Source organism: Microcella sp. (genome assembly GCF_051860105.1).
Taxonomy (GTDB): Bacteria; Actinomycetota; Actinomycetes; order Actinomycetales; family Microbacteriaceae; genus Microcella.
In genome coordinates this window covers 156,995-180,906 of sequence record NZ_JBHYEO010000003.1, presented here as the reverse complement: position 1 = coordinate 180,906, position 23,912 = coordinate 156,995, and the positions used below count along the sequence as shown (strand labels likewise).

General features: G+C 70.1%; 22 protein-coding genes. 6 read left to right on the top strand and 16 right to left on the bottom strand.

The annotated features are described in order from the left end of the window. Positions 1-27: 27 nt before the first annotated feature. From ACTIE9_RS03000 to ACTIE9_RS02985, 4 genes are read right to left on the bottom strand one after another with little or no spacing between them, the layout of a single operon-like run. Positions 28-1,086, bottom strand: a complete 1,059-nt coding sequence (locus tag ACTIE9_RS03000) for a 2,3-butanediol dehydrogenase (protein WP_439564086.1) — start codon at positions 1,084-1,086, stop codon at positions 28-30. Between the two features lie 47 nt (positions 1,087-1,133). Next, entirely contained in the window at positions 1,134-2,216 is a 1,083-nt protein-coding gene (locus ACTIE9_RS02995) for a zinc-dependent alcohol dehydrogenase (RefSeq protein WP_439564085.1), read from the bottom strand. A 10-nt stretch (positions 2,217-2,226) separates the two neighbouring features. Further along, positions 2,227-3,609, bottom strand: a complete 1,383-nt coding sequence (locus tag ACTIE9_RS02990; protein ID WP_439564084.1) for a M24 family metallopeptidase — start codon at positions 3,607-3,609, stop codon at positions 2,227-2,229. Between the two features lie 40 nt (positions 3,610-3,649). Next, the gene (locus ACTIE9_RS02985; protein ID WP_439564083.1) at positions 3,650-4,429 is read right to left on the bottom strand and encodes an SDR family NAD(P)-dependent oxidoreductase; all 780 of its coding nucleotides are present in this window, start codon (positions 4,427-4,429) and stop codon (positions 3,650-3,652) included. A 333-nt stretch (positions 4,430-4,762) separates the two neighbouring features. Between ACTIE9_RS02985 and ACTIE9_RS02980 the strand changes: the two genes are divergently transcribed. Further along, a complete protein-coding gene (locus ACTIE9_RS02980; protein ID WP_439564082.1) occupies positions 4,763-5,212 on the top strand; it encodes a VOC family protein in 450 nt (149 codons plus the stop codon). 66 nt (positions 5,213-5,278) lie between these two features. Here ACTIE9_RS02980 and ACTIE9_RS02975 read toward each other — a convergent pair whose 3' ends face one another. The 8 genes from ACTIE9_RS02975 to ACTIE9_RS02940 form a co-directional block, all read right to left on the bottom strand. Next, entirely contained in the window at positions 5,279-6,727 is a 1,449-nt protein-coding gene (locus ACTIE9_RS02975; RefSeq protein ID WP_439564081.1) for an amidohydrolase family protein, read from the bottom strand. A 112-nt stretch (positions 6,728-6,839) separates the two neighbouring features. Further along, positions 6,840-7,544: an SDR family NAD(P)-dependent oxidoreductase gene (locus ACTIE9_RS02970; RefSeq protein ID WP_439564080.1), complete on the bottom strand. Its 705-nt coding sequence runs from the start codon at positions 7,542-7,544 to the stop codon at positions 6,840-6,842. A gap of 42 nt (positions 7,545-7,586) precedes the next feature. Beyond that, positions 7,587-8,480, bottom strand: a complete 894-nt coding sequence (locus ACTIE9_RS02965) for a cupin domain-containing protein (protein WP_439564079.1) — start codon at positions 8,478-8,480, stop codon at positions 7,587-7,589. Between the two features lie 111 nt (positions 8,481-8,591). Beyond that, positions 8,592-9,635, bottom strand: coding sequence for a ketopantoate reductase family protein (locus ACTIE9_RS02960; protein WP_439564078.1), 1,044 nt, complete (start codon positions 9,633-9,635; stop codon positions 8,592-8,594). 63 nt (positions 9,636-9,698) lie between these two features. Continuing rightward, on the bottom strand, positions 9,699-10,691 hold the full coding sequence (gene rlmB, locus ACTIE9_RS02955; protein WP_439564077.1) for a 23S rRNA (guanosine(2251)-2'-O)-methyltransferase RlmB: 993 nt from the start codon (positions 10,689-10,691) through the stop codon (positions 9,699-9,701). Beyond that, positions 10,684-12,090, bottom strand: coding sequence for a cysteine--tRNA ligase (cysS, locus tag ACTIE9_RS02950; RefSeq protein ID WP_439564076.1), 1,407 nt, complete (start codon positions 12,088-12,090; stop codon positions 10,684-10,686). The genes rlmB and cysS overlap by 8 nt, the downstream gene beginning before the upstream one ends. A gap of 21 nt (positions 12,091-12,111) precedes the next feature. After that, the gene (gene ispD, locus ACTIE9_RS02945) at positions 12,112-13,281 is read right to left on the bottom strand and encodes a 2-C-methyl-D-erythritol 4-phosphate cytidylyltransferase (RefSeq protein ID WP_439564075.1); all 1,170 of its coding nucleotides are present in this window, start codon (positions 13,279-13,281) and stop codon (positions 12,112-12,114) included. Positions 13,282-13,289: 8 nt separating this feature from the next. Next, positions 13,290-13,772 (bottom strand): CarD family transcriptional regulator, encoded by a 483-nt coding sequence (locus ACTIE9_RS02940; protein ID WP_047565183.1) that lies wholly within the window; start codon positions 13,770-13,772, stop codon positions 13,290-13,292. 186 nt (positions 13,773-13,958) lie between these two features. On the opposite strand from ACTIE9_RS02940, the gene ACTIE9_RS02935 reads away from it, so the two are divergent. From ACTIE9_RS02935 to ACTIE9_RS02925, 3 genes are all read left to right on the top strand, one after another. Next, positions 13,959-14,429 (top strand): hypothetical protein, encoded by a 471-nt coding sequence (locus tag ACTIE9_RS02935; RefSeq protein WP_439564074.1) that lies wholly within the window; start codon positions 13,959-13,961, stop codon positions 14,427-14,429. Positions 14,430-14,589: 160 nt separating this feature from the next. After that, positions 14,590-16,467, top strand: coding sequence for a cell wall-binding repeat-containing protein (locus tag ACTIE9_RS02930; RefSeq protein WP_439564073.1), 1,878 nt, complete (start codon positions 14,590-14,592; stop codon positions 16,465-16,467). Positions 16,468-16,517: 50 nt separating this feature from the next. After that, positions 16,518-18,494, top strand: coding sequence for a cell wall-binding repeat-containing protein (locus ACTIE9_RS02925; RefSeq protein ID WP_439564072.1), 1,977 nt, complete (start codon positions 16,518-16,520; stop codon positions 18,492-18,494). A gap of 121 nt (positions 18,495-18,615) precedes the next feature. On the opposite strand, the gene ACTIE9_RS02920 is transcribed toward ACTIE9_RS02925, so the two are convergent. Next, the gene (locus ACTIE9_RS02920; RefSeq protein ID WP_439564071.1) at positions 18,616-19,296 is read right to left on the bottom strand and encodes a winged helix-turn-helix domain-containing protein; all 681 of its coding nucleotides are present in this window, start codon (positions 19,294-19,296) and stop codon (positions 18,616-18,618) included. Further along, positions 19,293-20,447 (bottom strand): sensor histidine kinase, encoded by a 1,155-nt coding sequence (locus ACTIE9_RS02915; RefSeq protein ID WP_439564070.1) that lies wholly within the window; start codon positions 20,445-20,447, stop codon positions 19,293-19,295. Before ACTIE9_RS02915 ends, ACTIE9_RS02920 begins: the two co-directional genes overlap by 4 nt. 160 nt (positions 20,448-20,607) lie before the next feature. Here ACTIE9_RS02915 and phoU point away from each other — a divergent pair, with 160 nt between their 5' ends. Then, entirely contained in the window at positions 20,608-21,258 is a 651-nt protein-coding gene (gene phoU, locus ACTIE9_RS02910) for a phosphate signaling complex protein PhoU (protein ID WP_439564069.1), read from the top strand. Positions 21,259-21,269: 11 nt separating this feature from the next. Here the strand turns inward: phoU and ACTIE9_RS02905 are convergent, their stop codons facing one another. Then, the gene (locus ACTIE9_RS02905; protein WP_439564068.1) at positions 21,270-22,013 is read right to left on the bottom strand and encodes a phosphoglyceromutase; all 744 of its coding nucleotides are present in this window, start codon (positions 22,011-22,013) and stop codon (positions 21,270-21,272) included. 44 nt (positions 22,014-22,057) lie between these two features. Here ACTIE9_RS02905 and ACTIE9_RS02900 point away from each other — a divergent pair, with 44 nt between their 5' ends. Continuing rightward, positions 22,058-22,843 (top strand): class I SAM-dependent methyltransferase, encoded by a 786-nt coding sequence (locus ACTIE9_RS02900; protein ID WP_439564067.1) that lies wholly within the window; start codon positions 22,058-22,060, stop codon positions 22,841-22,843. Between the two features lie 84 nt (positions 22,844-22,927). On the opposite strand, the gene ACTIE9_RS02895 is transcribed toward ACTIE9_RS02900, so the two are convergent. Continuing rightward, the gene (locus tag ACTIE9_RS02895) at positions 22,928-23,635 is read right to left on the bottom strand and encodes an endonuclease domain-containing protein (RefSeq protein WP_439564101.1); all 708 of its coding nucleotides are present in this window, start codon (positions 23,633-23,635) and stop codon (positions 22,928-22,930) included. Between the last annotated feature and the right edge of the window lie 277 nt (positions 23,636-23,912).

Here is a 23,912-nt window from a genome sequence, read left to right as displayed (position 1 = left end):
TGGTGCTCCTTGAACTCGTAGGGGTGATCAGAAGGCGCGGACAAGGACCTTGACCTGGTCGCCGGTCGGCGACAGCAGGGTCTCGAAGCCCTTCTCGACGATGTCGGCCATGTCGATCTTCGCGCTCACGACCTTCTCGACATCCATGCGGCCGCGGCCGATGAGGTCGATGATGCGCGGCCAGTCGGTCACGGGGTAGCACCACGTGCCGCGCAGCGTGATGTCGCGCTCCGAGAGCACCATGGGGTCGATCGCGGCAGGCTTCGTGTGCAGGCCCGTCTGCGAGATGTTGCCCGAAGCCCGCACCGAGGCCAGGGCGGTCTGCAGCGCGATCTCGTTGCCCGAGCACTCGATGACCGCATCGACGCCGATGCCGCCCGTGCGGTCGCGCAGCTCGGCGGCTACGTCGGTCGAGCGCGGGTCGAGCAGCTCGCCCACGTCGAGCGAGCGCGCGAGCTCCTGACGCTTGGGGTTGACCTCCGACATGTAGACGGTGGCGCCGAGGGATGCGGCGTAGAGCGAGGCGAGCGCGCCGATCGGGCCGAGCCCCGTCACGAGCACGGTGTCGCCGGGGCGCACCTGCGCCTTGTCGACACCGTAGGCGGCGACGGCGGTGGGCTCGACGAGCGCACCCTGGATGTCGGACATCGAGTCGGGCAGCTTGGCCACCTTCGACTCGTGCACGACCGCCTGCTCGGCGATGCCGCCCCAGCTGTCGCTCAGGCCGACGCAGGCCATCGAGGTGCAGAGGTGGTTGAGGCCGCGCTGGCAGAAGTAGCAGGCGCCGCAGAACAGCAGGGGCATGACCGAGACGCGGTCGCCCGCGCGCACGCTGCGCACCTCCCTGCCGACCTCGAGCACCTCGGCCGAGAACTCGTGGCCCAGGATCTGCGGGGCGGTCGAGCCGTTGAGCTTGTGGGGCTGGGTCGGGATCACGATGGGCCCGACGGCGTACTCGTGCAGGTCGGTGCCGCAGATGCCGCACCAGAACGGCTTGAGCCGAACGTCGTGCGGCCCGAGGGCTCCCGGCTCGGCGACCTCTTCGACCCGGATGTCTTTGGCATCGTGGAAGACGGCTGCTCTCATGGCTCTGTCGCCACCTTTCTTGATTGATCGGGATGCTGCTGCTGCGGTCAGGCGGTGCGGGTCGGGTCGAACAGCACCTTGCCGCGGATCTCCCCTGCCGCGAGGCGGGCGAGCTGGGTCGGCACCTCGTCGAGTCCGAACACGGCCTCGACGAGCTCGTCACCGAGGTCGGTGCGGGCGAGAATCTCGAGCGAGGGCGCGAGGTCGTCGCCGCACACGTGCGCGACGGTCGTCGCGATCGTCACCTCGCTCAGCACGAGCTTGTGCACGTCGAGCTCCTGCGGCTTCGACGGCAGGCCCACCTCGAGGATGGTCCCGCCCTGGCGCACGAGGCGCAGGGCGACGTCGAGCTGCCCGGGCGCCCCGGTGGCTTCGATGACCACGTCGGCACCCGTCGGTCCGACGATCGCGCGCAGGGCATCCTGCAACTGGTCGTCGACCGGCACGACGCGCGTGGCCCCGAGGCGCAGGGCGCGATCGAGGCGCTCGCCCGCGAAGTCGACGACCGTGATGTCGGCGTCGGCGAGCGAGATGAGCCCGGCGAGGATGAACGTGCCGATGGCCCCCGCACCGAACAGCACGACGCGGTCGCCGTCGGCGACTTGCGAGCGGCGAGCGGCGTGCAGCCCGACCGCGAGCGGTTGCGCGACCCCCGCGGCGTCGAGCGCGCAGTCGTCGGGGATGCGCACGAGGGTCGAGGTGGCGACCGCGACGTACTCGGCGAGGCCGCCGTGGATGTTGAGGCCGTGCGTGACGTAGCGCTCGCAGAGGTTGGTGCGGCCCTGGCGGCAGCGCTGGCACTCACCGCACGCGACCCCCGCGCCCGAGGCGACGTGGTCGCCCACCGCGAGGCCCTCGACCGGCCCTCCCGGCAGGTCGACGATCTCGCCGACGAACTCGTGGCCGATGACGAGCGGGCCCTGGTGGCCGCTCTTTGGGTGCGGGGCGTCGATCGGGAACATAATCGGCCCGGCCTTGTACTCGGTGGCGTCGGTGCCGCAGATGCCGCTGCGCAGCACCTTGATGAGGGCCTGGCCCTCGACCGCGATTGGCACGGGCAGGGTCTCGATGCGCACGTCGCCACGACCGTGGTACACGGCGGCGCGCATGGTTCCGGTGAGAGCGGGCATCAGCTCGGGATCACTTGCCGCCGCGGCCGTCGAACGTGTTGAGGTGCGACTGCGAGTCGCGCAGCGTGCTCAGCTCGCCGCCCACCGCGTAGTAGCGCTTGCCCGCCACCAGCAGCTCCTCCGCCGGGAACTTCGTGATGACCTCGCACCCGGTGGCGGTTACGACGACCTCCTCCTCGATGCGCGCGGCGCCCCACCCGTCAGCCGCCGGCCAGTAGGTCTCCAGCGCGAACACCATGCCCTCCTCGAGCACCTCGGGGTGGTCGAACGAGGTCAGGCGCGAGAAGATCGGCTTCTCCCAGATCGAGAGCCCCACACCGTGCCCGTACTGCAGGGCGAACGCGGCCTCCTCGTCGGGGAACCCGAACTCCTGCGCCGTCGGCCACACCGCGACGATGTCGGCCGTCGTGGCGCCCGGCTTCACGAGCGCGATCGCGCGGTCCATGTACTCGCGCGCCCGCGTGTAGGCGTCTCTCTGGGCCATGCTCGCCGAACCCACCGCGAAGGTGCGGTAGTAGCAGGTGCGGTAGCCGTTGTAGCTGTGCAGGATGTCGAAGAACGCCGGGTCGCCCGGGCGAATGAGCCGGTCGCTGAACACGTGCGGGTGCGGCGAGCAGCGCTCGCCCGAGATCGCATTGACGCCCTCGACGTACTCCGAGCCGAGGTCGTAGAGCGTCTTCGCGACGAGGCCGACAGCCTCGTTCTCGCGCACGCCGGGCCGCAGGAACTCGTAGAGGTTCTCGTAGGCCGCATCCACCATCGACGCCGCCTGCGTCAACAGCCGGATCTCGTCGTGGGTCTTGATGCGGCGGGCCTCGAGGAAGATCTGCTGGCCGTCGACGACCTGGATGCCCTGCTGCTGCAGCGCGAACAGGATGGGCAACTCGATCACGTCGACGCCGAGCGGCTGGTCGGCGACCCCGAACTTCTCCAACTCGCGCTTGATCTTGCGGGCGACCTCCTCGGCGATTCCGGCGTCGGGCGGGAACGCCCCGCGCAGCGTCGAGATGCCGGCGCGCGCGCCGCTCTCGAGGCGCGGGCGCTTGGCGCCCTCGTGCGGCGAGTGCGGATCGGCGTCCATCTCGGAGGTCGTGACGTCGAGCCACGGGTTGTAGAGCTTGTGATGCTTCGCCGCCGAGCCGAAGTCCCACGAGATGGGGTCGGTGTTGCGCGTCAGCAGGCTGAAGCGGATGAGCTTGTCCATCGCCCACGTACCGATGTGGGTCGCGGTCATGTACCGGATGTTCGAGAAGTCGAACGCCAGCAGCGCCCCGACGTCGGATCGATCGAGCTGCGCCTTGAGGCGGGCGAGCCGCTCGTCGCGCAGGCGATCGAAATCGATGCGCGCCTCCCAGTCGACGCCGTTCGTGCCCGTGGTTCCCGTGTTCTTCATGATGGTTGCTCTCTCTTGGCTGCGGTGACGGCCTCGTCGCTCAGACGAGGATCATCCCGCCCTCGATGGGGATGATCTGGCCGGTGATGTAGTCGCTGTCGGGCCCGGCGAGGAAGATGCCGGTGGGCACGATGTCGCTCGGGTCGGCCGGGCGGCCGAGCAGGATCGAGCTCGACATCGAGTCGAAGCCGTTCTGGCCCTCGCCGATCTCGTCGAGCTCTTTGTCGAGCTTCGTCCACAGCGGGGTCGCAACGACCCCGGGCGCGAAGCCGTTGACCGTGATGCCGTGCTCGGCGAGAGCGCGGGCGCCCGACTGGGTGAGGGAGATGACGGCGGCCTTCGCGGCACTGTAGGGCGCGAAGCTCGAGAAGCCCGTGCGGCCGGCGATCGAAGCAGTGTTGACGATCTTGCCAGGAGTGCCCTGGGCGATGAACTGCCGTGCGGCCTCCTGGGCCCCGATGAGCACGCCCAGCACGTTGACCTTCATGATCAGATCGAAGTTGGCCTCGGTGACATCGAGGTACTTCATGGGTGAGTTCATGCCCGCGTTGTTGAAGTACGCATCGAGGCGGCCGTGGCGCTCGACGGCGGCGGCGATGCCCGCGCGCACCGACTTGCGGTCGGTGACGTCGACGCGCACGGCGCTCGCGCTGCCGCCCGCCGCGGTGATGCGATCGGCGAGCGCCTGGCCCGCCTCGAGGTTCAGATCGGCGATCACCGCGTTCGCGCCCTCGGCGGCGAAGCCCTCGCACAGGGCGGCGCCGATGCCCGACGCGCCCCCGGTCACGACGATCGTGCGACCGTGCAGTCGTCCCGTCATGAGGAAGCTCCTTTGCGTCCGTGATCGTGCCTCGATGCCCGGCGCGCGAGCGGGAGGGCGCGGCGCCACGTGTTCACTATAGGTGAACTTACTGCCCCATGTCATCCAAATCAAGTGAACAGATCGACACCGGATGCGCTCCCCCACGCGCGCCCCGCGCCTCGCTCCACGGCCCCTCTGACCGGGTTTTCCGGGCGATTGCGGCCCATCGGGCGCGGACGCGGGGTTGCCGCGAGGCCCTGCTGTGGTGTTGAGTCTGGGTACAAGTCGTGCAGCCCCCGTCGCCGCCCCGTGCGCCTCTTCTGCACGGCGATCGACACGAAGGAGTGGACAATGGCATTCACCGTCACCGGGGTGCACCACGTGGGCATCACCGTGCGCGACATGCAGCGGTCGTTCGAGTGGTACACCCGCATGTTCGGCGTCGAGCCCGGACCGGTCAACCACGGCTCGGGCCCGGACCTCGAGCGCGGGGTGCAGGTGCCGGGCGCAGAGCTCTCGTTCTCGATGATCCGCATCGGCAACGTCAACATCGAGTTCCTGCAGTACCACCAGCCCGAGGGCAAGGATTGGGATCGCACGAACGGCGATGTCGGCTCGGCGCACATCTGCCTCGAGGTCGACGACATGAACGCGGCCTACGCCGAGCTCATCGCGCGCGGAGCCGTGTTCAACGGCCCGCCCGTGACGCTCACCGACGGCGACCTCGCCGGCTCGCAGTGGGCGTATCTGCGCGACCTTGACGGCATCCAGCTCGAGATCTGGCAGTACCCGACGATCTGACCAGCACGACGCCCTGACGGCGGGCGCCCGACGTGGGCGCCCGCCGTCAGCGGTGCAGAGGCCTGACTAGTGCTTGTGCCCGTCGTCCTCCGAGAGGTACATGTACGGGTTGGCGATGGGCTCGTCCTCGGGCAGAGCGGGGTTCATCCACTCCTTCCAGGCGTCCTCGCCGAGCTCGCCGCGCACGTACTCGACCGAGGCCGCGACGCGGTCGGCGACCGGCTTGAGGGGCAGCCCGATGCGCTCTCCGTCGTACTTCACGACCTTCCCGTTCACCACGACGGTGTGCACGTCAGCCGTGCCGGCCTGGTACACGACGTGGGCATAGGGGTTGAGGATCGGCGTCATGGCGGGCGACTCATCGTTCTTCAGCAGCACGAGGTCGGCCTTCTTGCCCACGGTGATCGAGCCGAGCTTGTCGGCCATGCCGAGGGTGTGCGCGCCACCCATGGTCGCCTGCCACACGGCGTCTTCCGCCTTCATGCGGTTGACGTTGACCGTCTCGCCCTTGGCGTGCGCCTCGAGGTGGTCGCGCGAGCGGAACGAGCTGAGCGTGGCGCGCATCGCCGAGAAGAAGTCGGCGCTCCACCACACGCTCGTGTCCATCGAGAGCGAGGCGGTGATGCCGTACTTCTTGGCCACCCAGGCCGAGGGGTAGCCCTGGCCGGCGCTCTGCTCGCTCTCCGTCGCGATCGAGATCGTGCCGCCGGTCGCGGCGATCTTGTGGTAGCTGTCGGGCCCGAGCGAGCTCGCGTGCACGTACGTAACGGTGTCGTCCATGAAGCCGTTGTTGTACATGTACTCGATGTTCGGGTCGCCGTTGACGCCCCACACACCGGCGTGGGTGGTGACCCGCAGGCCCAGCTCGCGCGCAGCCTCGAAGGCGCCCTTCTCGTGGAAGTCGGGGCCCGAGTTGACGTCGAAGGCCACCTGCAGGCCCATCATGTCGTCGGTCTTGAAGTTCTTGACCCACTGTTGGAAGCCGGGCTCGTTCATCCACTCCCACGGTGCGCCCAGGTAGTTGCCATAGGCGAGCACGAACCGGCCCGGGATGCTCTTCAGAGCCTCCACAGCGGCGTCGGCGTAGTCCGGCGTGCGCAGGGCGTGCGACCAGTCCACCGTCGTGGTGACGCCCTCGTCGATCGACTCGAGCGCGCTGAGCTGATTGCCCGCGGCGATGTCTTCCGCACGGAAGACGTGGCCCCACGTGAGGTAGTAGAAGACGAAGTACTGGCTGAGTGCCCAGTCACCGCCGTAGCCGCGCAGGGCGGTCTGCCACATGTGGCGGTGGGTGTCGATCATGCCCGGCATGAGAATGCCGCCCTGAGCATCGATCTCGAGCGTCCCGGCGGGCACCTCGAGATGATGGCCGACGCCGGCGATCGTGTCATCGGTGATCAGCACGTCCGCGTTCTCGAGCACCCCCGTCGAGTCGACGGTGATGACGGTGGCGTTGCGGAAGACGATCGGCCGGCCTGGGGTGAAGTCCCCGGCGCGGGGCGCGGCGTCAGTCATGAGTTCCTCCTCGTTGAGCAATTCACTGCAGCTGTACGTGTTCAGCTTCGCTGACATCCTAGGTCTATGCGAATGGATATATCTAGCCTGCGACGCCGGGGTCGACCGAGAGTCAGGTGAGGCGCCAGCCGCGATCGACGTTGAGGCTGATGCCGGAGACGCCGCGGTTGTCGAGCAGGAACATCGTGGCACCGACGATGTCGGCCATCGTGGCGAGCTTGCCGCCCGGCGTGCGCGACTGATAGCCCTCGAGCGCGGCGGTCTTGTCGGCCCAGAACGGGCTGTCGCCGATGATGCCGGGGTGCAGGCCGTTGACGCGCATCGGAGCGAGCTCGAGCGCCATCGAGTGCACGAGGCCCTCGACGCCCCCGTTGATCGTCGCGACCGTGGTCGAGCCGGGGTACGGCGCATCCTTCGCGCGGCCGCCGAAGAGCACGATGCCCGTATCGACGCTCGGCTCGAGGCGGTCTAGTAGCGCGTGCACGGTCTCGGTGTAGCCGACGAGCTTGAGAGTCACGAGGCGGCGGGCGCGGGCGATGTCGTACTCGCGCACGGTGTTCGCGTCGCGCTCGATGGCGGCGAGCACGAGACCGTGCACCGGCCCGATGCTCGCGAGGCTCGCCGCGATGGTCTCGGGCTCGGAGATGTCGACCCCGAGGCCCGTGGCGTTCTCGCCGATCGAGGCGGCGATGCCCTCGGCCCGCTCCTGATCGCGACCCGTGAGGATCACGCGGTCACCGCGGGCGACGACCTCCTTCGCGATCTCGAGGCCGATTCCGGATGTTCCGCCGACGACGACGATGGTGCGCTGAGTCACTGCTCCTCCTTGAGCGTTTCGGTCTGGTGCGATGCAGCCGGGCTACTGCGAGCCGAGCTTGTCCGTCAGATAGGTCCAGTCGCGCGCAAAGCGGTACGCGTGGCGCGCGGGCATCTGGGGCGACTGGGTCTCGAGCCACCGCACGGGCTTGCCGACGGCACGGAACGAGTGCACGCAGCCGACACCGGCCCAGGCGATATCGCCGGGCTTCATGCGCACCTCGTAGCCGTCGAAGGTCGCGTCGACCTCGCCGTCGAGGATCAGGTAGGCCTCCTCGAGGGGGTGGTCGTGCGGGCCGGCGACGCCATCGGGCTCGTACTGCACCATGAACATTGTGTGCAGCACCGATCCGAGGTCGCTGTCGACCATCATCTTGAGAGAGATGCCGCTGTAGACGAGCAGCGCGGTGCGCATGCTCGCCGACTGGGCGAGCAACTCTTGCGACTGCTTGCCCGGGTTCATCTGCTCGGTCGTGATCGCACCGTAGGAGCGCGTGCGCGGGTCGCGCGGGTCGACGGCGACCGGGGTGCCGGGCGCGATGTCGGGCACGCGGTACGTGTCGTATCCGTGCTGCGCACGAGGGGGCGGCGAGTAGATGTCGCTCCACACCGCGGGCTCGTCGCCGACCGCGTGCCACGAGTGCGGCACCCCGAGCGGGATGACGCCGTAGTCGCCGGCGACGAGGTGCACCGTGGCCTCGGGGGTCACGAGCAGCACCTCTCCCTCGACGAGGTGGAACGACTCCTCGACCGAGTGCACGTGCGTGGGCACGACGCCGCCCGGCTCGAGCCGCGACATCCCGAAGTCGGTGTGGGCGGCGCCGTCGTCGAAGCCGACGGCGCACCAGCGGCTGAAGCCGGAGGATTCGGGGGCGAGGGCCCCCGGGTCGCGGTAGTCGGCCTCCTCGGCCGTTCGCACCACATAGCGGTTGGTCATTATCGACTCCTCAGCACACGATCCAGACGCTCCTCCGCGTTCAGCCGAGGTGAACACAGTCAATGCGATCGCATGGTCCGGTGTCAAGCGCGGCCCGAGCCGCGCGGACCCCTACGCGGTCGCGTCGAGGGCCGCGATGAGCAGCGCCGAGTTCTCGGGCGCGGGCACGAGCTCGCCGCGCTCGACGCGCTCCGCGAGCCGCAGCACGGCCTCGTTCACCGGTGCCCGGCCGCCGAGCTCCGCGCGCTTGTCGACGATGTAGCCGCTGAACGCGTCGAGCTCGCCGCGGCGACCCTTCTCCCAGTCCTGCAGCACGGCCACCCGGGTGTCGGGTTGAGAGAAGTGCGACAGCACGCGATCGAGCAGGTCGAGCGCGTACTGATCGTCCGTGGGCATGTCGGCGGCGGCGATGCCGAGGCTCGGCCGCATCGTGATGCCGAGATCGATCGCGAGAGCGTAGGCCTCGCGCGACATCGCATCCATCACCGGACGCACGCCGGGCATGGTGGCGGCCTCGAGGAGCGGGACGCCGAGCAGTGCAGAGGGCAGCATCTCCGGGATATTGGCGATCAGCTTCATCCACTTCGCCGAGCGGATGTCGTCGGTCACGTCGATCCGCGCGGCGCACGCCAGCACGGCCGCGACCTCGTCGAGCCGCTGGGTGTGCTCACCCGAGAGCGTCCCGATCGCGAACCAGGTGTCGGCGGGCCGGACCTGACGCCGGATCAGACCAGGCTCGGGCATGTTGGCGGCGATGCCCATGGCGCACCCGATCGTCCGATCCGATCCGACGATCTCGGCGCTCTGATCGATCGTCATGCCGTTCTGCAGGCCGACGAAGACCGAGTCGGGGCGCAGAAGGGGTCGCATGAGCTCGGCGACCCAGCGGGTGTCGTAGGTTTTGACCCCGGTGAACACGATGTCGAACGGCTCGCGGAGCTCGGCCACCTCGCAGAGGTGGTGCGCCCTGACCTCGGTCACCTGCACGTCGCCGAGAGTGTCGACCGTGAGCCCGTTCGCCCGCATCGCCTCGACGTGCGCGGGCCACTGATCGATGAGGGCCACGTCGAGCCCCGCCCGAACCAGGTCGGCACTGACCGAGGCGCCCACGGCGCCCGTGCCGACGACGGCGATCTTCAGGTGCTGCAGCTCCATCGCCGCCTCCTCGCGCGTTCAGTAAAAATGAACACCGCGAGACTACACACGTGCGCCCCCGCGCTACAACGCCGAGCGCCTCCGGGCCACCTCATACAGCGCCACGCTCGCCGCGATGCCCGCGTTGAGCGACTCGGTCGCGGCTGAGATCGGGATCGACACGATCGCGTCGCACGTCTCCGTGACGAGCCGCGAGAGACCCTTGCCCTCGCTGCCGACGACGATCACGATCGGGCGGTCGGCGAGCTCGAGCGCTGGCAGCTGCATGTCGCCGTCGCCGTCGAGCCCGAGCACGAAGACGCCCTCCGCCTTCATCGCCTTGAGCGTCTGGGTGAGGTTCGCCGCCATCGCCACAGGCGTGCGCGCCGCTGCCCCTGCCGAGGTCTTCCACGCGGCGGCCGTCACGCCGACCGAGCGGCGCTGCGGCACGATGACGCCGTGCCCGCCGAACGCGGCGGTCGACCGGATGATCGCCCCGAGATTGCGCGGATCGGTCACCCCGTCGAGCGCGACGAGCAGCGGCGTCTGGCCGCGGTCGACCGCGCGCGAGACGAGATCCATCGGGTGCGCGTACTCGTAGGCGGGAACAGTGATCGCGATGCCCTGGTTCACCGAGTTCTCCCCGGTCATGCGATCGAGTTCGGGACGCATGACCTCGAGCACGGGGATTCCGCGCTTGGTGGCGAGCGACAGCGCCTCCTTGACCCGATCATCCATCTCGACGCGCGAGGCGATGTACAGCGTGCTGGCGGGGATCTTGGCGCGCAGCGCCTCGAGCACCGAGTTGCGGCCGCTCACGATCTCGGCATCGGCACTCTTCTTCGGGGCGCGTGAGCGGGAGGACTGCTGCCCGCCGCCGTTGCCCCCGCCCGCCCGGCTCTTCGCCGCCGCGAGGCGGTCGTTGGCGGCCTTGCGCTTGCCCGCGGGGTGCCAGGTGCGGTCCTCGGCCTTGGGCGTGGGGCCGCGGCCCTCGAGCGCCTGACGGCCCTGCCCTCCCGATCCGACCGTGGGGCCTTTCCTCTTCTTGCTCGCGCCAGGGCGCCCGGGCTTAGCCATCGATACTCCAGTCGGTTGCGGTCGGTGAGTCTTCGAGCACGATGCCGGCCGCGGCGAGATCGTCGCGGATGCGGTCGGCAGCGGCGAAGTCGCGAGCGTCGCGGGCCGCGCGGCGTTCGCCGATGAGGCGGTCGACGAGGGTCGCGAGGGCTCGACGGGCGGGGTCGTCCGGTCGAGCATCCCCCTCGGCCGCGTCGAACCCGAGCACGCTCACCATGAGGGCGACCTCGGCTCGGGCCTGCGCGGCGGCGGCGGGGTCGTCGGCGTCGAGCGCGGCGTTGCCCGAGCGCACGCGGTCGTGCAGCACGGCGAGAGCCTGCGGCACCGCCAGGTCGTCGTCCATCGCGGCGGCGAACTCGCCGGGCAGATCGGCCTCGATCTCGGCGAAGCGGGTGCCGGCGACGCGGCGCATCGCCCGGGCGAGGAAGCCCTCGATGCGCTCGAGCGCGGCCTGCGCCTCGTCGAGCGACCCCGGTGTGTAGTCGATCGTCGAGCGGTAGTGCGCCGAGCCCAGCCAGTAGCGCACGACGGCGGGCCGATGGCTCGCGAGCAGATCGGCGGCGAAGACCGAGTTGCCGAGCGACTTCGACATCTTCTGGCCGCCGACGTTCACGAGCCCGTTGTGCACCCAGTGCCGCGCGAAGGCGTCGCCCGCGGCCGCCGATTGGGCGAGCTCGTTCTCGTGGTGCGGAAACCGCAGGTCGAGCCCCCCGCCGTGGATGTCGAAGGCCGGGCCGAGGTACCGTGCCGCCATCGCCGAGCACTCGATGTGCCAGCCGGGCCGACCCGCACCCCACGGGGATTCCCACTGCGCCGTCGCGGGCTCGTCGGCCTTCGCGCCCTTCCAGAGGGCGAAGTCGCGCGCATCGCGCTTGGCCCGCGCTGGGGCGTCGCCCGCCTCCGCCATGTCGTCGGGGCTCTGGCGAGTGAGCTCGCCGTAGCGGCTCCAGCTGCGCACGTCGAAGTACACGTCTCCCGAGGCATCCGGCGCCGCATAGGCGTGACCGGCGGCGATGAGGCGCTCGATGAGGGCGTGCATCTGCGGGATGCTCGCCGTCGCGCGCGGCTCATAGGTCGGGGGCAGGATGCCCAGGGCCCGGTACGCGGCGGTGAACTCGAGCTCGACGCGATAGGCGACGGCGAACCACGGCTCGTGCTCGGTGGCGCTGGCCAGCACCTTGTCGTCGATGTCGGTGACGTTGCGCACGAAGGTCACGTCGTAGCCCCGCGCGGTCAACCAGCGCCGCCACAGGTCGTAGACGAGGGCGCTGCGCAGGTGCCCGATGTGCGGCGCCGACTGCACCGTGGGCCCGCAGACGTACATGCCGATGCGGCCCTCGACCCGCGGTTCGAGGTCGACGACGGCCGCCTGGAGGCTGTCGTAGAGGCGCACGGTCACCGGCCCAGCCTACCGGGGGGTCTAGGACCGAAGCAGTGCTGTTGCCACGGCCGCCACACCCTCGGCGCGGCCGGTGAAGCCCAGGCCGTCGCTCGTCGTCGCGGCGACGCTCACCGGGGCGCCCAGCGTGCGGGTCAGCAGCGCCTCGACCTCGTGCCGTCGAGCCGCGAACCGCGGGCGCTGCGCGACGACCTGCACGGCGACGTTGACGACGTCGAAGCCGGCGTCGCGCACGAGCTCGAGCGTCGCCGTGAGGAAGACCTCGCCGCGCGCCTCGGCGAACCGCGGGTCGTCGACGCCGAAGCGCGAGCCGATGTCGCCGAGCCCGGCCGCGGAGAGCAGCGCATCGCACACCGCGTGGCTGATCGCATCGCCGTCGCTGTGCCCGGCGAGCCCCGCCTCGTCGGGCCAATACAGGCCGCCCAGCCAGAGCGGCCGCCTGTCATCGTAGGCGTGCACATCGATGCCGATGCCGGTGCGCAGGGCAGGGCGATCGCCCGCGACGAGCTGCTCGGCCCGGCGCAGATCCCACGGGGTGGTCACCTTGAAGGCGCGGTCGTCGCCGAGCACCGTCACCACGGGATGCCCGGCCGCCGCGAACACGCTGGCGTCATCGGTGTGCTCGGCGCCGGGGGCGATCGCCGCGACGGCGGCGCGGTACGCAGCGAGCGGGAAGCCCTGCGGAGTCTGGATCGCCGCGAGCTCGCTGCGATCGACCTGACCGAGCACGGCTCCGGCGGCGTCGCGTCGAGCGATCGTGTCGACGACGGGCAGGGCGGGGATCACGCCGACCCGCTCGGCGCGCACGCGCTGCACGACGCGCGTGAAGACGTCGGGCGGAGTCAGGGCGCGTGCCGCGTCGTGGATCAGCACGACCTCGACCCCTGCGGCGACGGCGGCGAGCCCGGCCGCGACGGAGGCCGCACGGCTGTCGCCTCCCGTCACGACGGTCAGGGCATCCTTCGCCGCACCGGCGACCCGATGTCCGATGGCGGCCGCCTCGGCGCGATGACTGGCGGGCGCGACGACGACGACCTGCGCGTTCTCGGGCTGAGCGAAGACCCCCTCGAGAGCGTGCTCGAGCAGAGGGCGGCCGCCGACCGGCACGAACGCTTTCGGCTGCGCGAGACCGAGCCGCGTGCCGCTGCCGGCCGCGACGACGACGATCGCGAGGCGCGGGGCGTCGACCACCGGCGCGCTCAGGAGGCGAGGACCTCGTCGAGCACGGTCGAGGCCTTCTCCTCGTCGGTCTTCTCGGCGAGCGCGAGCTCGCTGATGAGGATCTGACGGGCCTTGGCGAGCATGCGCTTCTCGCCGGCGCTCAGGCCGCGGTCCTGATCGCGGCGCCAGAGGTCGCGCACGACCTCGGAGACCTTGATGACGTCACCCGAAGCGAGCTTCTCGAGGTTGGCCTTGTAGCGGCGCGACCAGTTGGTGGGCTCTTCGGTGAACGGGGCGCGCAGCACCTCGAAGACCTTGTCGAGACCCTCCTGGCCGATCACGTCGCGAACGCCCACGAGGTCGACGTTCTCCGCCGGAACCTCGATGGTCAGATCGCCCTGGGTGACGTTGAGCTTGAGGTAGAGCTTCTCTTCGCCCTTGATGATTCGGTTCTTTACTTCGATGATCGTCGCCGCACCGTGGTGGGGGTAAACGACCGTCTCGCCGACCTGGAAAAGCATGGATGGTGGTCCTTCCGCAGAACTGCCAGTCTACCACAGCGATCTCACAGAATTTCGGGGCGGGCGGGCTCCGGACCGAGCACCGGAGGGCCCCGCGACGCTCGCTAGACTAGACTTGGGCGGGCTCTTGCGGGCATGTCCGATAGCGCCCTGGCGGCTCTGCCGACGGTCTGAAGGAGACGATTCGTGAAATCTCGTGTTGTGGCGGCGATCGCCCTGTCCGCGGCACTGCTGGTCGGGACGACGGGTTGCACCTTCGGGGCGGTGATCGCGACCGAGAAGGAGTACGACCCGAGTGACGGCGTCGGCGCCGAGGTCGGCGAGCTCGCGATCCGCAACGCGCTGCTCATCGGTGAGACGGGCGATGAGCTCAACCTCGTGATGACGATCGCCAGCGCCGCCGACGTCGACCGCCGCCTCACCGTGCAGTGGGAGGCCGACGGCGAGCGCGTCACCGAGGCTCTCGTCGTCACCGCGGGCGATCGCACGCGCGTCGGCGGGCCCGACGATGAGAACCAGATCATCATCTCGGGCAGCGGCGCGACGATCGGCGGGCTCGTGCCGGTGTTCTTCGCCTACAGCGGCGCCGAAGGCGTCGAGGTGCTCGTGCCCGTGCTCGACGGAGCGCTGCCGGAGTACGAGCTCTACATCCCGTAGCCGATCACCCTCGGCGCGGCTCAGACCCTCCGAGCGGGTGGCGCGACGGCCGAGAGCGGCTGAGTAAGAACTGCTCTCCCCTGCGCCGTCACGGCCGGGATACGGTGCGAGAAGCTGCCTGCTAGAGAAGGGCCGCATCCCGCACCCGAGAGGATCGCCCGTGCGCGTTCGTCGAGCTGTCATCCCCGCCCTGACGGTGACCCTGGTCGCCTCGCTCCTGCTCCCGGCGGATGCTCCGCCGGCGGCCGCGATCTCCTCACTCGGCTCCATCCCGGTCGGCGACGGACCCACCGCGATCGCCCTGCGCAGCGACAACGCGGTCGCGTTCGTCGCGAACAGCCAAGCGGCGACCGTGACCGCCGTCACGCTGGCGACGCAGACCACGACGTCGATCTCCGTCGGCTTCGCCCCCGCAGACCTGCGCGTGCGCCCCGGCACGAACGAGCTGTGGGTGACGAACTTCGCGAGCGGCACCATCTCGATCGTCAACACGCTCACGTTCACCGAGACCACCTCCTTCGGCACGGCCGGCTCGCCGCAAGACATCGCCTTCTCGGCCAACGGCAGCCGCGCCTACGTCACCTTCCCGAACACCGACCAAGTGAAGGTCTTCGACACGACGACGCGCGCTGTGGTCACGACCTACGACGTCGGAGACGTGCCGCAAGGCATCGCCGTCGACGCCGAGCGCAATCGCCTCATCGTCGCCTCCGGCGGCAGCACCGCGACCGGCGACCGCGTCACCTTCGTGAACCTCAGCACCGGAGCCGTCACGTCGCTTGCGCTCGCCGCAGACGCCACCGGCGTGCACGTCGACGCCGCTCGTGACCGCGCCTATGTCTCGATGTTCGGGTTGGGTTTCGTGGCGCGGATCGATCTCACGACGGACACGCTGATCGGGTATCTCTCCGTCGGAGGCCAGCCGAACAGGATGCGGCCGACCTTCGACAACCGACTCCTCCTGCTCGCCGCCGGCAACTCCGTCGTCACCATCGACCTCGAGACCACCCAGGAGCGCACGCGGTACACGACCCCGACCTTCACGAACGACGTCGTCATGGCCCCGAACGGCCGCACCGTGTACTCGACCAGCTTCGGCAGCGACGCCGTCTCGGTCGCCCGGCTCGAGATCGACCGGTTCGCGGGCAGCGACCGCTATCAGACGGCGATCCAGATGTCGCAGGAGGCGTACCCCGGAACGCACGGCACGGTGTACCTGGCGAGCGGCACGTCCTTCCCCGATGCCCTCGCCCTCGCCCCCGCGATCGGGGTGCGGAACGGGCCGCTGCTGCTGAACCCGCAGAACACCCTGCGCGCGGATGTGCTCGCCGAGATCCAGCGCCTCGACCCGACCATCGTCATCATCGCGGGAGGCACCGGGGTGATCTCGGAGGCCGTCGAAGCGCAGATCGAAGCGACCGGCGCCGGCGTGCTCAGACTCTCGGGCGACACCCGGTACGCGACCTCGCTGCAGGTGATCCAGGAGTTCTTCGAACCCGGCGACCCCTTCGCCGACCTCTACCTCGTCACGGGCCGCGACTTCCCCGACGCGCTGAGCGCCGGAGCCGCGGCCGCCGCGGCCGGCGTGCCGATGCTGCTCGTCGACGGGAGTGCGAACTCCCTGCCGGCCGGCGTCATCACGCGCATCGGGCAGCTCGACCCCGACCGGGTGATCCTCGTGGGAGGCACGGGGGTGATGAGCCAGGGCATCCAGAACCAGCTCGTCGGGCTAGGCGGACGCGACATCGTGCGCGCGGCCGGCACCGATCGCTACGCGACATCGGTCGCCGTGACGGAGCTCGGCTTCGACTTCCGCCCCTCACCCGCCTCGTACTGGGCGACCGGAGCGAACTTCCCCGACGCGCTCGCCGGCATCACCCTGGCGGCGCCGGATCAGGCCCCGATCTACCTGGTGCGCCCCGGCTGCCTGCCCTCCGACGTGCTGCACGGGGCGTGGCGGCACAACGCCGACCGCATCGGGATCCTCGGAGGAACCGGGGTGGTCTCGACCGCCGTCGAGAACCTCACGCGCTGCTGAGGCTGAGCAATGCGCCGCCGAGGGTGAGCAATCCCGGGCGGGTTTGAGTAGTGGTGCCGGAGACCGGTGTTCCTAGCGTGGAGGAGTCGGCCCGACCGGGTCGGCATCCCCCTCCTCACCCCTGGAGCACGCTATGTCCCCCCACCCCCGCTCGATCGCGAGCAGCACGACTGCTCGCCTCGCTCGCCGCCGGTGCGCTCGCCATCGGCACCCTGACCGCCCTCGACGCGAGCACGACTCCCGCCTCCGCCCTCGGCTCGCTCGGTGAACTCTCCGTCGGCGTCAACCCCCTCGACGTCGCCGTGAGCCCGGACGGCGCACTGGCGATGGTCACCAACGCCGGCGACGGCACCGTGAGCGTCCTCGATGTCTCCGGCCCGGTATCCGTCATCGACACCATCACGGTCGGGGGCGAGCCGACCGGCGTGGCCTTCACCCCCGACGGCACCGAGGCCTGGGTGTCGACCTGGTCGGGCAACTCGGTGACGGTCATCGACGTCGGCACGCTCAGTGTCGTCGAGACGATCAGCGCGGGCGACGGCAGCTACTCCGTCACGTTCAGCCGCGACGGCGCGACGGCCTACGTGGTCAACTACAACGGGCAGTCCGTCGCGGTCGTCGACACCGCGTCTCGGTCGGTGCAGCGGACCATCACGGGGTTCTCGTTCCCGCAGCAGGCGATCATCAGCGATGACGGGCTGACGCTCGACGTGATCGTGACCTCGAGTGGCATCAGCCGCGTCGACCTCACCGACGACTCGACGTCGTACACCCCGCTCGGGTCGTTCCCGGTGGACGGGCAGCTCACGCCGGCCGGCGATCAGCTCTGGGTCGTCAACAACTCCAGCGACACCATCTCGGTGCTGAACCCCGCGGATCTCAGCACGATCGCGACGTTCGGCACGAGCACCGCCCCTCTCGACCTCGAGATCGCACCCGACGGCGAGAACATGCTGCTGTCGCACGACAACGGAGTCGACATCATCGACGTCGAGACGCGCGCCGTGCGGGGCACGATCGCCGCGGACGGCAGCTACTCGCGACAGCTCGTCGTCCTCCCGAACTCCGGCCGTGCGCTGGTGACGATGTACTACGAGAACGAGGTGCGGGTGCTCGGCTTCGACCAGGAGCGGCTCGCCGGGTCAGACCGCTTCGCGACCGCCGTGGAGATCTCGAAGCGCGCGTTCCCGAGCGGAGCATCCACCGTCTTCGTCGCCAGCGGCCTGACCTTCCCCGACGCGCTCGCCGCCGGACCGGCCGCCGGCACCCTCGACGCGGCGCTGCTCCTGACCGAGCCCGGTGCGCTGCCCGGCGTCGTGCGCGACGAGATCGACCGACTCAACCCCGACACGATCTACCTCATCGGCGGCACGGGGGCCGTCTCGACCGCGGTCGAGAACGCGCTGACGCTGCTGCAGCCGAACACCATCCGACTCTCCGGCACCGACCGCTACCGCACCGGCGCCGCGATCGTCGACGAGGTGTGGGGTGGCAGCACGGTGCCCGAGGTATTCATCGCCACCGGCCGCAACTACCCCGACGCGCTCAGCGCGGGAGCGGTCGCGGCGGGTGAGGGCATCCCCGTCATCCTCGTCGACGGCGCGCTCGGCAGCGTGCCGCAGGCGACGATCGACCTGATCCGCGACCTCGGCGCCACGCAGATCACCATCGCGGGCGGCACCGGGGCGGTCAGCGGAAGCATCGAGAGCCAGCTGGCAGTCGAGTTCGGCGCCGGTGTTCGACGCCTCTCCGGGGCGGACCGCTACGCCACCTCAGCGGCCATCAACCTCGATGCGTACCCCGCGAACAGCGGAGTCGTCTACGCCACCGGCGCCGGCTTCGCCGACGCCCTCGCGGGGGCGGCGCTCGCCGGTCGCGCGCAGATCCCGGTGTACCTCGTGCAGCACGGATGCGTGCCCGCCGCCGCGATCGACGCGATCTACAGCGGCTCCACCACGAACCTGTTCCTGCTGGGCGGCACCGGTGCCCTGGGCACCGCGGTGGAGAGCCTCACCGCCTGCCCGTAGCGCGACGCGGGCGCTCGAGGAGGGGAGCCCGCCACCGGCCGAGTGCCCCGGCGACATCGTCGCCGGGGCACTCGTGCGTGCGGGTCGACGCGGGGTGCGGCGGGCGCCGCGATCGCAGGCCTCAGGCCTCGAAGCGGTAGCCGAGGCCGCGGACGGTGACGATCATCCGCGGATTCGAGGGGTCGGGCTCGATCTTCGACCGGATGCGCTTGACATGGACATCGAGGGTCTTCGTGTCGCCGAAGTAGTCGGCGCCCCACACCCGGTCGATGAGCTGCCCGCGCGTGAGCACGCGGCCCGCGTTGCGCAGCAGCAGCTCGAGCAGCTCGAACTCCTTCAACGGCATCGCGACGACCGTGCCGTCGACCGTCACCTGGTGCTTCTCGACATCCATGCGCACGGGGCCCGCTGTGAGCACGGCCTCGTCGAGGTCTCCGGCATCGGTCTGGCGACGCAGCACCGCCCGGATGCGCGCGAGCAGTTCGCGCGTCGAGTACGGCTTGGTCACGTAGTCGTCCGCACCCAGCTCGAGGCCCACGACGATGTCGACCTCGCTGTCTTTCGCCGTGAGCATGATGATCGGCACCGCCGATCGCTGCCGCAGCTCGCGGCACACCTCGGTGCCGGGCAGACCCGGCAGCATGAGGTCGAGCAGCACCAGGTCGGCGCCCGCGCGGTCGAACTCGGTGAGGGCCGCGAGCCCGTCGGCCGCGACCGTCGTCTCGTAGCCTTCGCGCGTCAGCAGGTAGGCGAGCGGTTCCGAGAGCGACGCTTCGTCTTCGACGATGAGGATGCGGGTCATGACCGTGCTTTCGAGAGAGAGGCCGCCGGCTCGAGAACGCGCGGCAGACGGATGGTGAAGGTCGAGCCCCGGCCGGGCTGCGACCAGACCCGCACGTCGCCGCCGTGGTTCTGCACCACGTGCTTGACGATGCTGAGGCCGAGGCCCGTGCCGCCCGTGGTGCGCGAGCGCGCCTGGTCGACACGGAAGAAGCGTTCGAACACGCGGTCGAGCTCGTCCTCGGGAATGCCGATGCCCTGATCGGTGACCGCGATCTCGATGACGTCGTCGGCCGCCGTCACCCCGATACCGACGCGCGAGGGCGACGGCGAGTACTGCACGGCGTTGAGGATGAGGTTGTGCACGGCCGTGATGAGCATGGCCTCGTCGCCCCAGACCCGCAGGCCCTTCGTGCCGCCGCTCGCGAGTGTGACGCGCTGCGCGTCGGCGTGCACGCGGTTCTGGTCGATGGCGGCCGACACGACGTGGTCGAGCTGGACGATCTCGGGGTGCGAGAGGGCGTCTTTCGCCTGCAGGCGCGACAGCTCGATGATCTCTTGGGTCATGCTCGCCAGGCGCGACGACTCCTTCGTCAACTGCTCGGCGAAGCGGCGCACCTGCACGGGGTCGTCGGCGGCGTGACCCAGCGCCTCGCCGAGCAGACCGATCGCACCGATCGGGGTCTTGAGCTCGTGGCTGATGTTCGCGACGAAGTCGCGCCGCACGGCGTCGAGCCGGTACGACTCGGTGCGGTCCTCGGCGAGCAGCAGCATGAACCGGCTGCCGAGGCGTGCCACGCGCACGGAGAGGTGCAGGGCGGCGTCGCCAAGCGGGCCCCGGCTGAGCTCGAGCTCCTCCGTCACGGCCTCGCCGCTGCGGCGCACCCGATCGACGAGCTCGACCAGTCGAGGGTGCACGAGCGTCCGGTGCCAGACGAGCCCGAGCGTGACGGCCCGCGGCGAGGCCTTGATGACGTTGTTGCTCGGGTCGAGCACGACACCCGCCGACTCGAGCGCCTCGATCACCTGATCGACCCCGTCCGGCACTGTCGTCGATGCGACCTCGGCGGCCATGCGCCCGCGCCGCGCGGCCGCGATGACGGTGACGACGGCTCCGCCCCCGAGCAGTGCCCCGAGGGCGAGCGCGAGGGGCACGAGCAGTGCCGAGTCCATGAGGACTAGATTAGTGACCGACGGAGCGCCGCCGACCTGACGCAGGCCCCGCGAGCCCGACGTCGCCGAGAATTCACCTGCGGGCCAGCGACCGTTCACCGCCGAACGGCACGGTGAGAGAGATTGTGCCGCAGCCCCCCAGACAAGAGGACGTGACCAGATGCGCGAAGTGTTCCAGCAGGAGCTGCGAGAGGTGCGAGAGCGACTCGTCGAGATCGCGGGGCTGGTCGCGGTGTCGATCGACAACGCCACGCGGGCCTTCAACGAGTCGAACGTCTCGCTCGCCGAGACGGTCATCGCCGATGACGCGAAGATCGACGCGGCAGCCGCGGAACTCGACGAGCTGGCCATCAACATCCTCGCTCGCCAGCAGCCCGTCGCACGCGACCTTCGCGTCGTCGTGAGCGCACTGCGCATCAGCGCCTCGCTCGAGCGCATGGGAGACATGTCGGAGCACATCGCCCAGCTCGCTCGCTACCGGTTCCCCGACAAGGTGGTTCCGAAGAGCCTGCGCGGCACGTTCAAGGAGATGGGTGCTCTCGATGTCGAGATCGCCCGCAAGCTCGTCGAGCTGCTCGAGACGGAGGACGTCGCGATCGCCGAGCACATCCGCAACGAGGACGACAAGATCGACGCCCTGCACCTCAGCGTCTTCGACAAGGTTCTCGGCGAGACCTGGAAGGGCGAGGCGATCGACACGGTCGACGCCACGCTCGCCTCGCGCTACCACGAGCGGTTCGCCGACCACGCGGTGTCGATCTCGAAGAAGGTGCAGTACCTGGCGACCGGCGACTGGGTGCCGGCCGACTAGGTCGGTTCGCCCTACTTCTTGCCCTGCGCGGCGACCGCAGCCGCACCGGCCGCGGCGGCCTCCGGGTCGAGGTACTCGGCCGGCTTCACGGGCATGAAGTCATCGCCCAGCTCGTACACGAGCGGGATTCCGGTGGGGATGTTCAGCTCGGCAATCGCGTCATCCGAGATGCCGTCGAGGTGCTTCACGAGCGCGCGCAGCGAGTTGCCGTGGGCCGTCACGAGCACCGTCTGAGCGGCGGCGAGGTCGCGCGTGATGTCGCTGTGCCAGTAGGGCAGCATGCGGTCGATCACGAGCTTGAGGCTCTCGGTTCGGGGCACCTCGCCGTCGATGCCGGCGTAGCGCGGATCGTGCACCTGGCTGTACTCGGCGTCGTCAGCCAGCGGCGGCGGCGGCGTGTCGAAGCTGCGGCGCCAGGTCATGAAGAGCTCCTCACCGTGCGCGGCGAGCGTCTCGGCCTTGTTGAGGCCCTGCAGGGCGCCGTAGTGGCGCTCGTTGAGGCGCCAGCTGCGCTTCACCGGCAGCCAGTCGAGGTCGGCGACCTCGAGGGCGATGTTCGCGGTGTGGATGGCGCGCTTGAGCAGGCTCGTGTACAGCACTCGCGGGGCGAGCCCCGAAGCGGCGATGAGCTCGCCAGCGCGGCGCGCCTCGGCCTTGCCCTGCTCGGTGAGCCCCACGTCGACCCAGCCCGTGAAGATGTTCTTCTCGTTCCAGACGGAGTGGCCGTGGCGGAGCAGGATCAGGGTGTGCGTCATGCCTTCAGCCTATCCAGCGCCGCACGGGGCGCGAGAATAGGGCCATGGCAGAAGGGCGCGTCACCCGGGGCACGACGGGCGTCAACCGCCTGCGACGCATGGATCGCTGGCTCGCGGCGCAGCCGGTGCTGCGGCGAGCATCCGACCCCCTCATCGTCGACCTCGGATACGGGGCCGCGCACTGGACCTCTCTCGAGCTGCTCGAGCGTCTGCGCCGCGTGCGGCCGGATGCGCGGGTCGTCGGCATCGAGATCGATCCCGAGCGCGTGCGCGCCGCCACCGCGTTCGCGCGTGAAGGACTGAGCTTCCGGCAGGGCGGTTTCGAGGTGCCGCTCGACGGGGATGCCCGGCCCGCGATCATCCGCGCCGCGAACGTGCTGCGGCAGTACGACGAAGCCGAGGTGCCCGCGGCCTGGGCGCTCATGCGGGCTCGCCTGCAGCCGGGCGGGCTGCTGCTCGAAGGCACCTGCAGCGAGGTCGGCCGCGTGGCGAGCTGGGTCGCGCTCGACCCCTCTGGCCCACAGTCCCTCACGATCGCGCTGCACCTGGCCTCGCTCGACGAGCTCGGCGGGCCCTCGGTCGTCGCGGAGCGGCTGCCGAAGGCGCTCATCCACCGCAATGTGCCGGGCGAGAGCGTGCACGCCCTGCTGCGCGAGCTCGACGCACAGTGGGCCCGCCACGCGCCGCTCTCGACCTTCTCGCCGCGCCAGCGCTTCGTCGCCGCGGCACGGGGGCTGCGCGATGCCGGCTGGCCCGTGCTCGACGGCCCCGGGCGCTGGCGGCTCGGCGAGCTCACCCTGCCCTGGTCGGCGGTCGCCCCGATCCCCTGACCGGGAACCCCGCGCTTCCACACCGAATGACGGAGGATCCGGGGGCTGGGGCCGAGGTACAAGGAGATTGGACAGACAACTCCGTCATTCGGCACGAGCGAGGGGCGATCCTCGACGTGCGCGATGCTCTCCCTGAGCGACGAGGCCGCGAATCGTTGCTTCCACGGTGCCCCACTCATGGATGATCTGCCGGTAGCTGAATCGCACGACCCGGTAACCGAGCCGGGCCAGGTGGGCGTCTCGCGCGCGATCTCTCTCGAACGACTCCGGGCTCGCGTGGTGCTCGCGGCCATCCACCTCGACGACGAGACGGAGACCGATCAGGAAGTCCACCCGGCCCACACCGGGAATGAGAACCTGGCGTCGGATGCTCCGGCGGAGCGCATGGAGCCGCAGCCAGAAGAGGGTCTCGATGCCCGACTCGCAGACCCCGGTGATCCCTGCCGCAGCGTGGCGCTGCGCGAGTTCGTGCTCGTCGGTCACGAGACCGAGATGGAGAGCACTATCCAGCGCGACCGCGAACGCCTCGAACGGGCCGCAGCGTTCGAGGTCTCCGAGCGCCTCCACAACCGACGCGATGGGACGATCAACGACCGAGGAATCACCGCGCCAGTGCACGGCGACCTCTTTACTCGACGGATGGCGCCGGCGTCGGTGGTCGTCGGGATCTCGAGGCCGCACAGCGTGTGCGGGCAGAGCGACGTGAAGCCGGACATCCGGGAGCACCCACACCCCGTGGTGTCGGAGGGCTGTGTGGCATGTTGCCCGCCCGCCGACGCGAGCGGCTCGCATCGCGTCATCGGCAAGCCCAGGCAGCGCATACCACCCCTGCCGTACCCGAATGATGATGCCGCGACGACGAAGCGCGGAGATCACCGAGGGGCCGAAACCGGCGCTGCGGAGGCGGAAGGTCGGGATGATCCCGCCGCGCTCAGCCGCGAGGACACGGAGGTGGTCGAGGGTTCTGACGTCACGCATGCGGGCAGGATGACCGGCGACTGACCGGCGCAGCCCGACCTGTGCCCCTTCCGTTCGTGGGCTACCCCGACGGCTCCGTGTGATGGAGTCG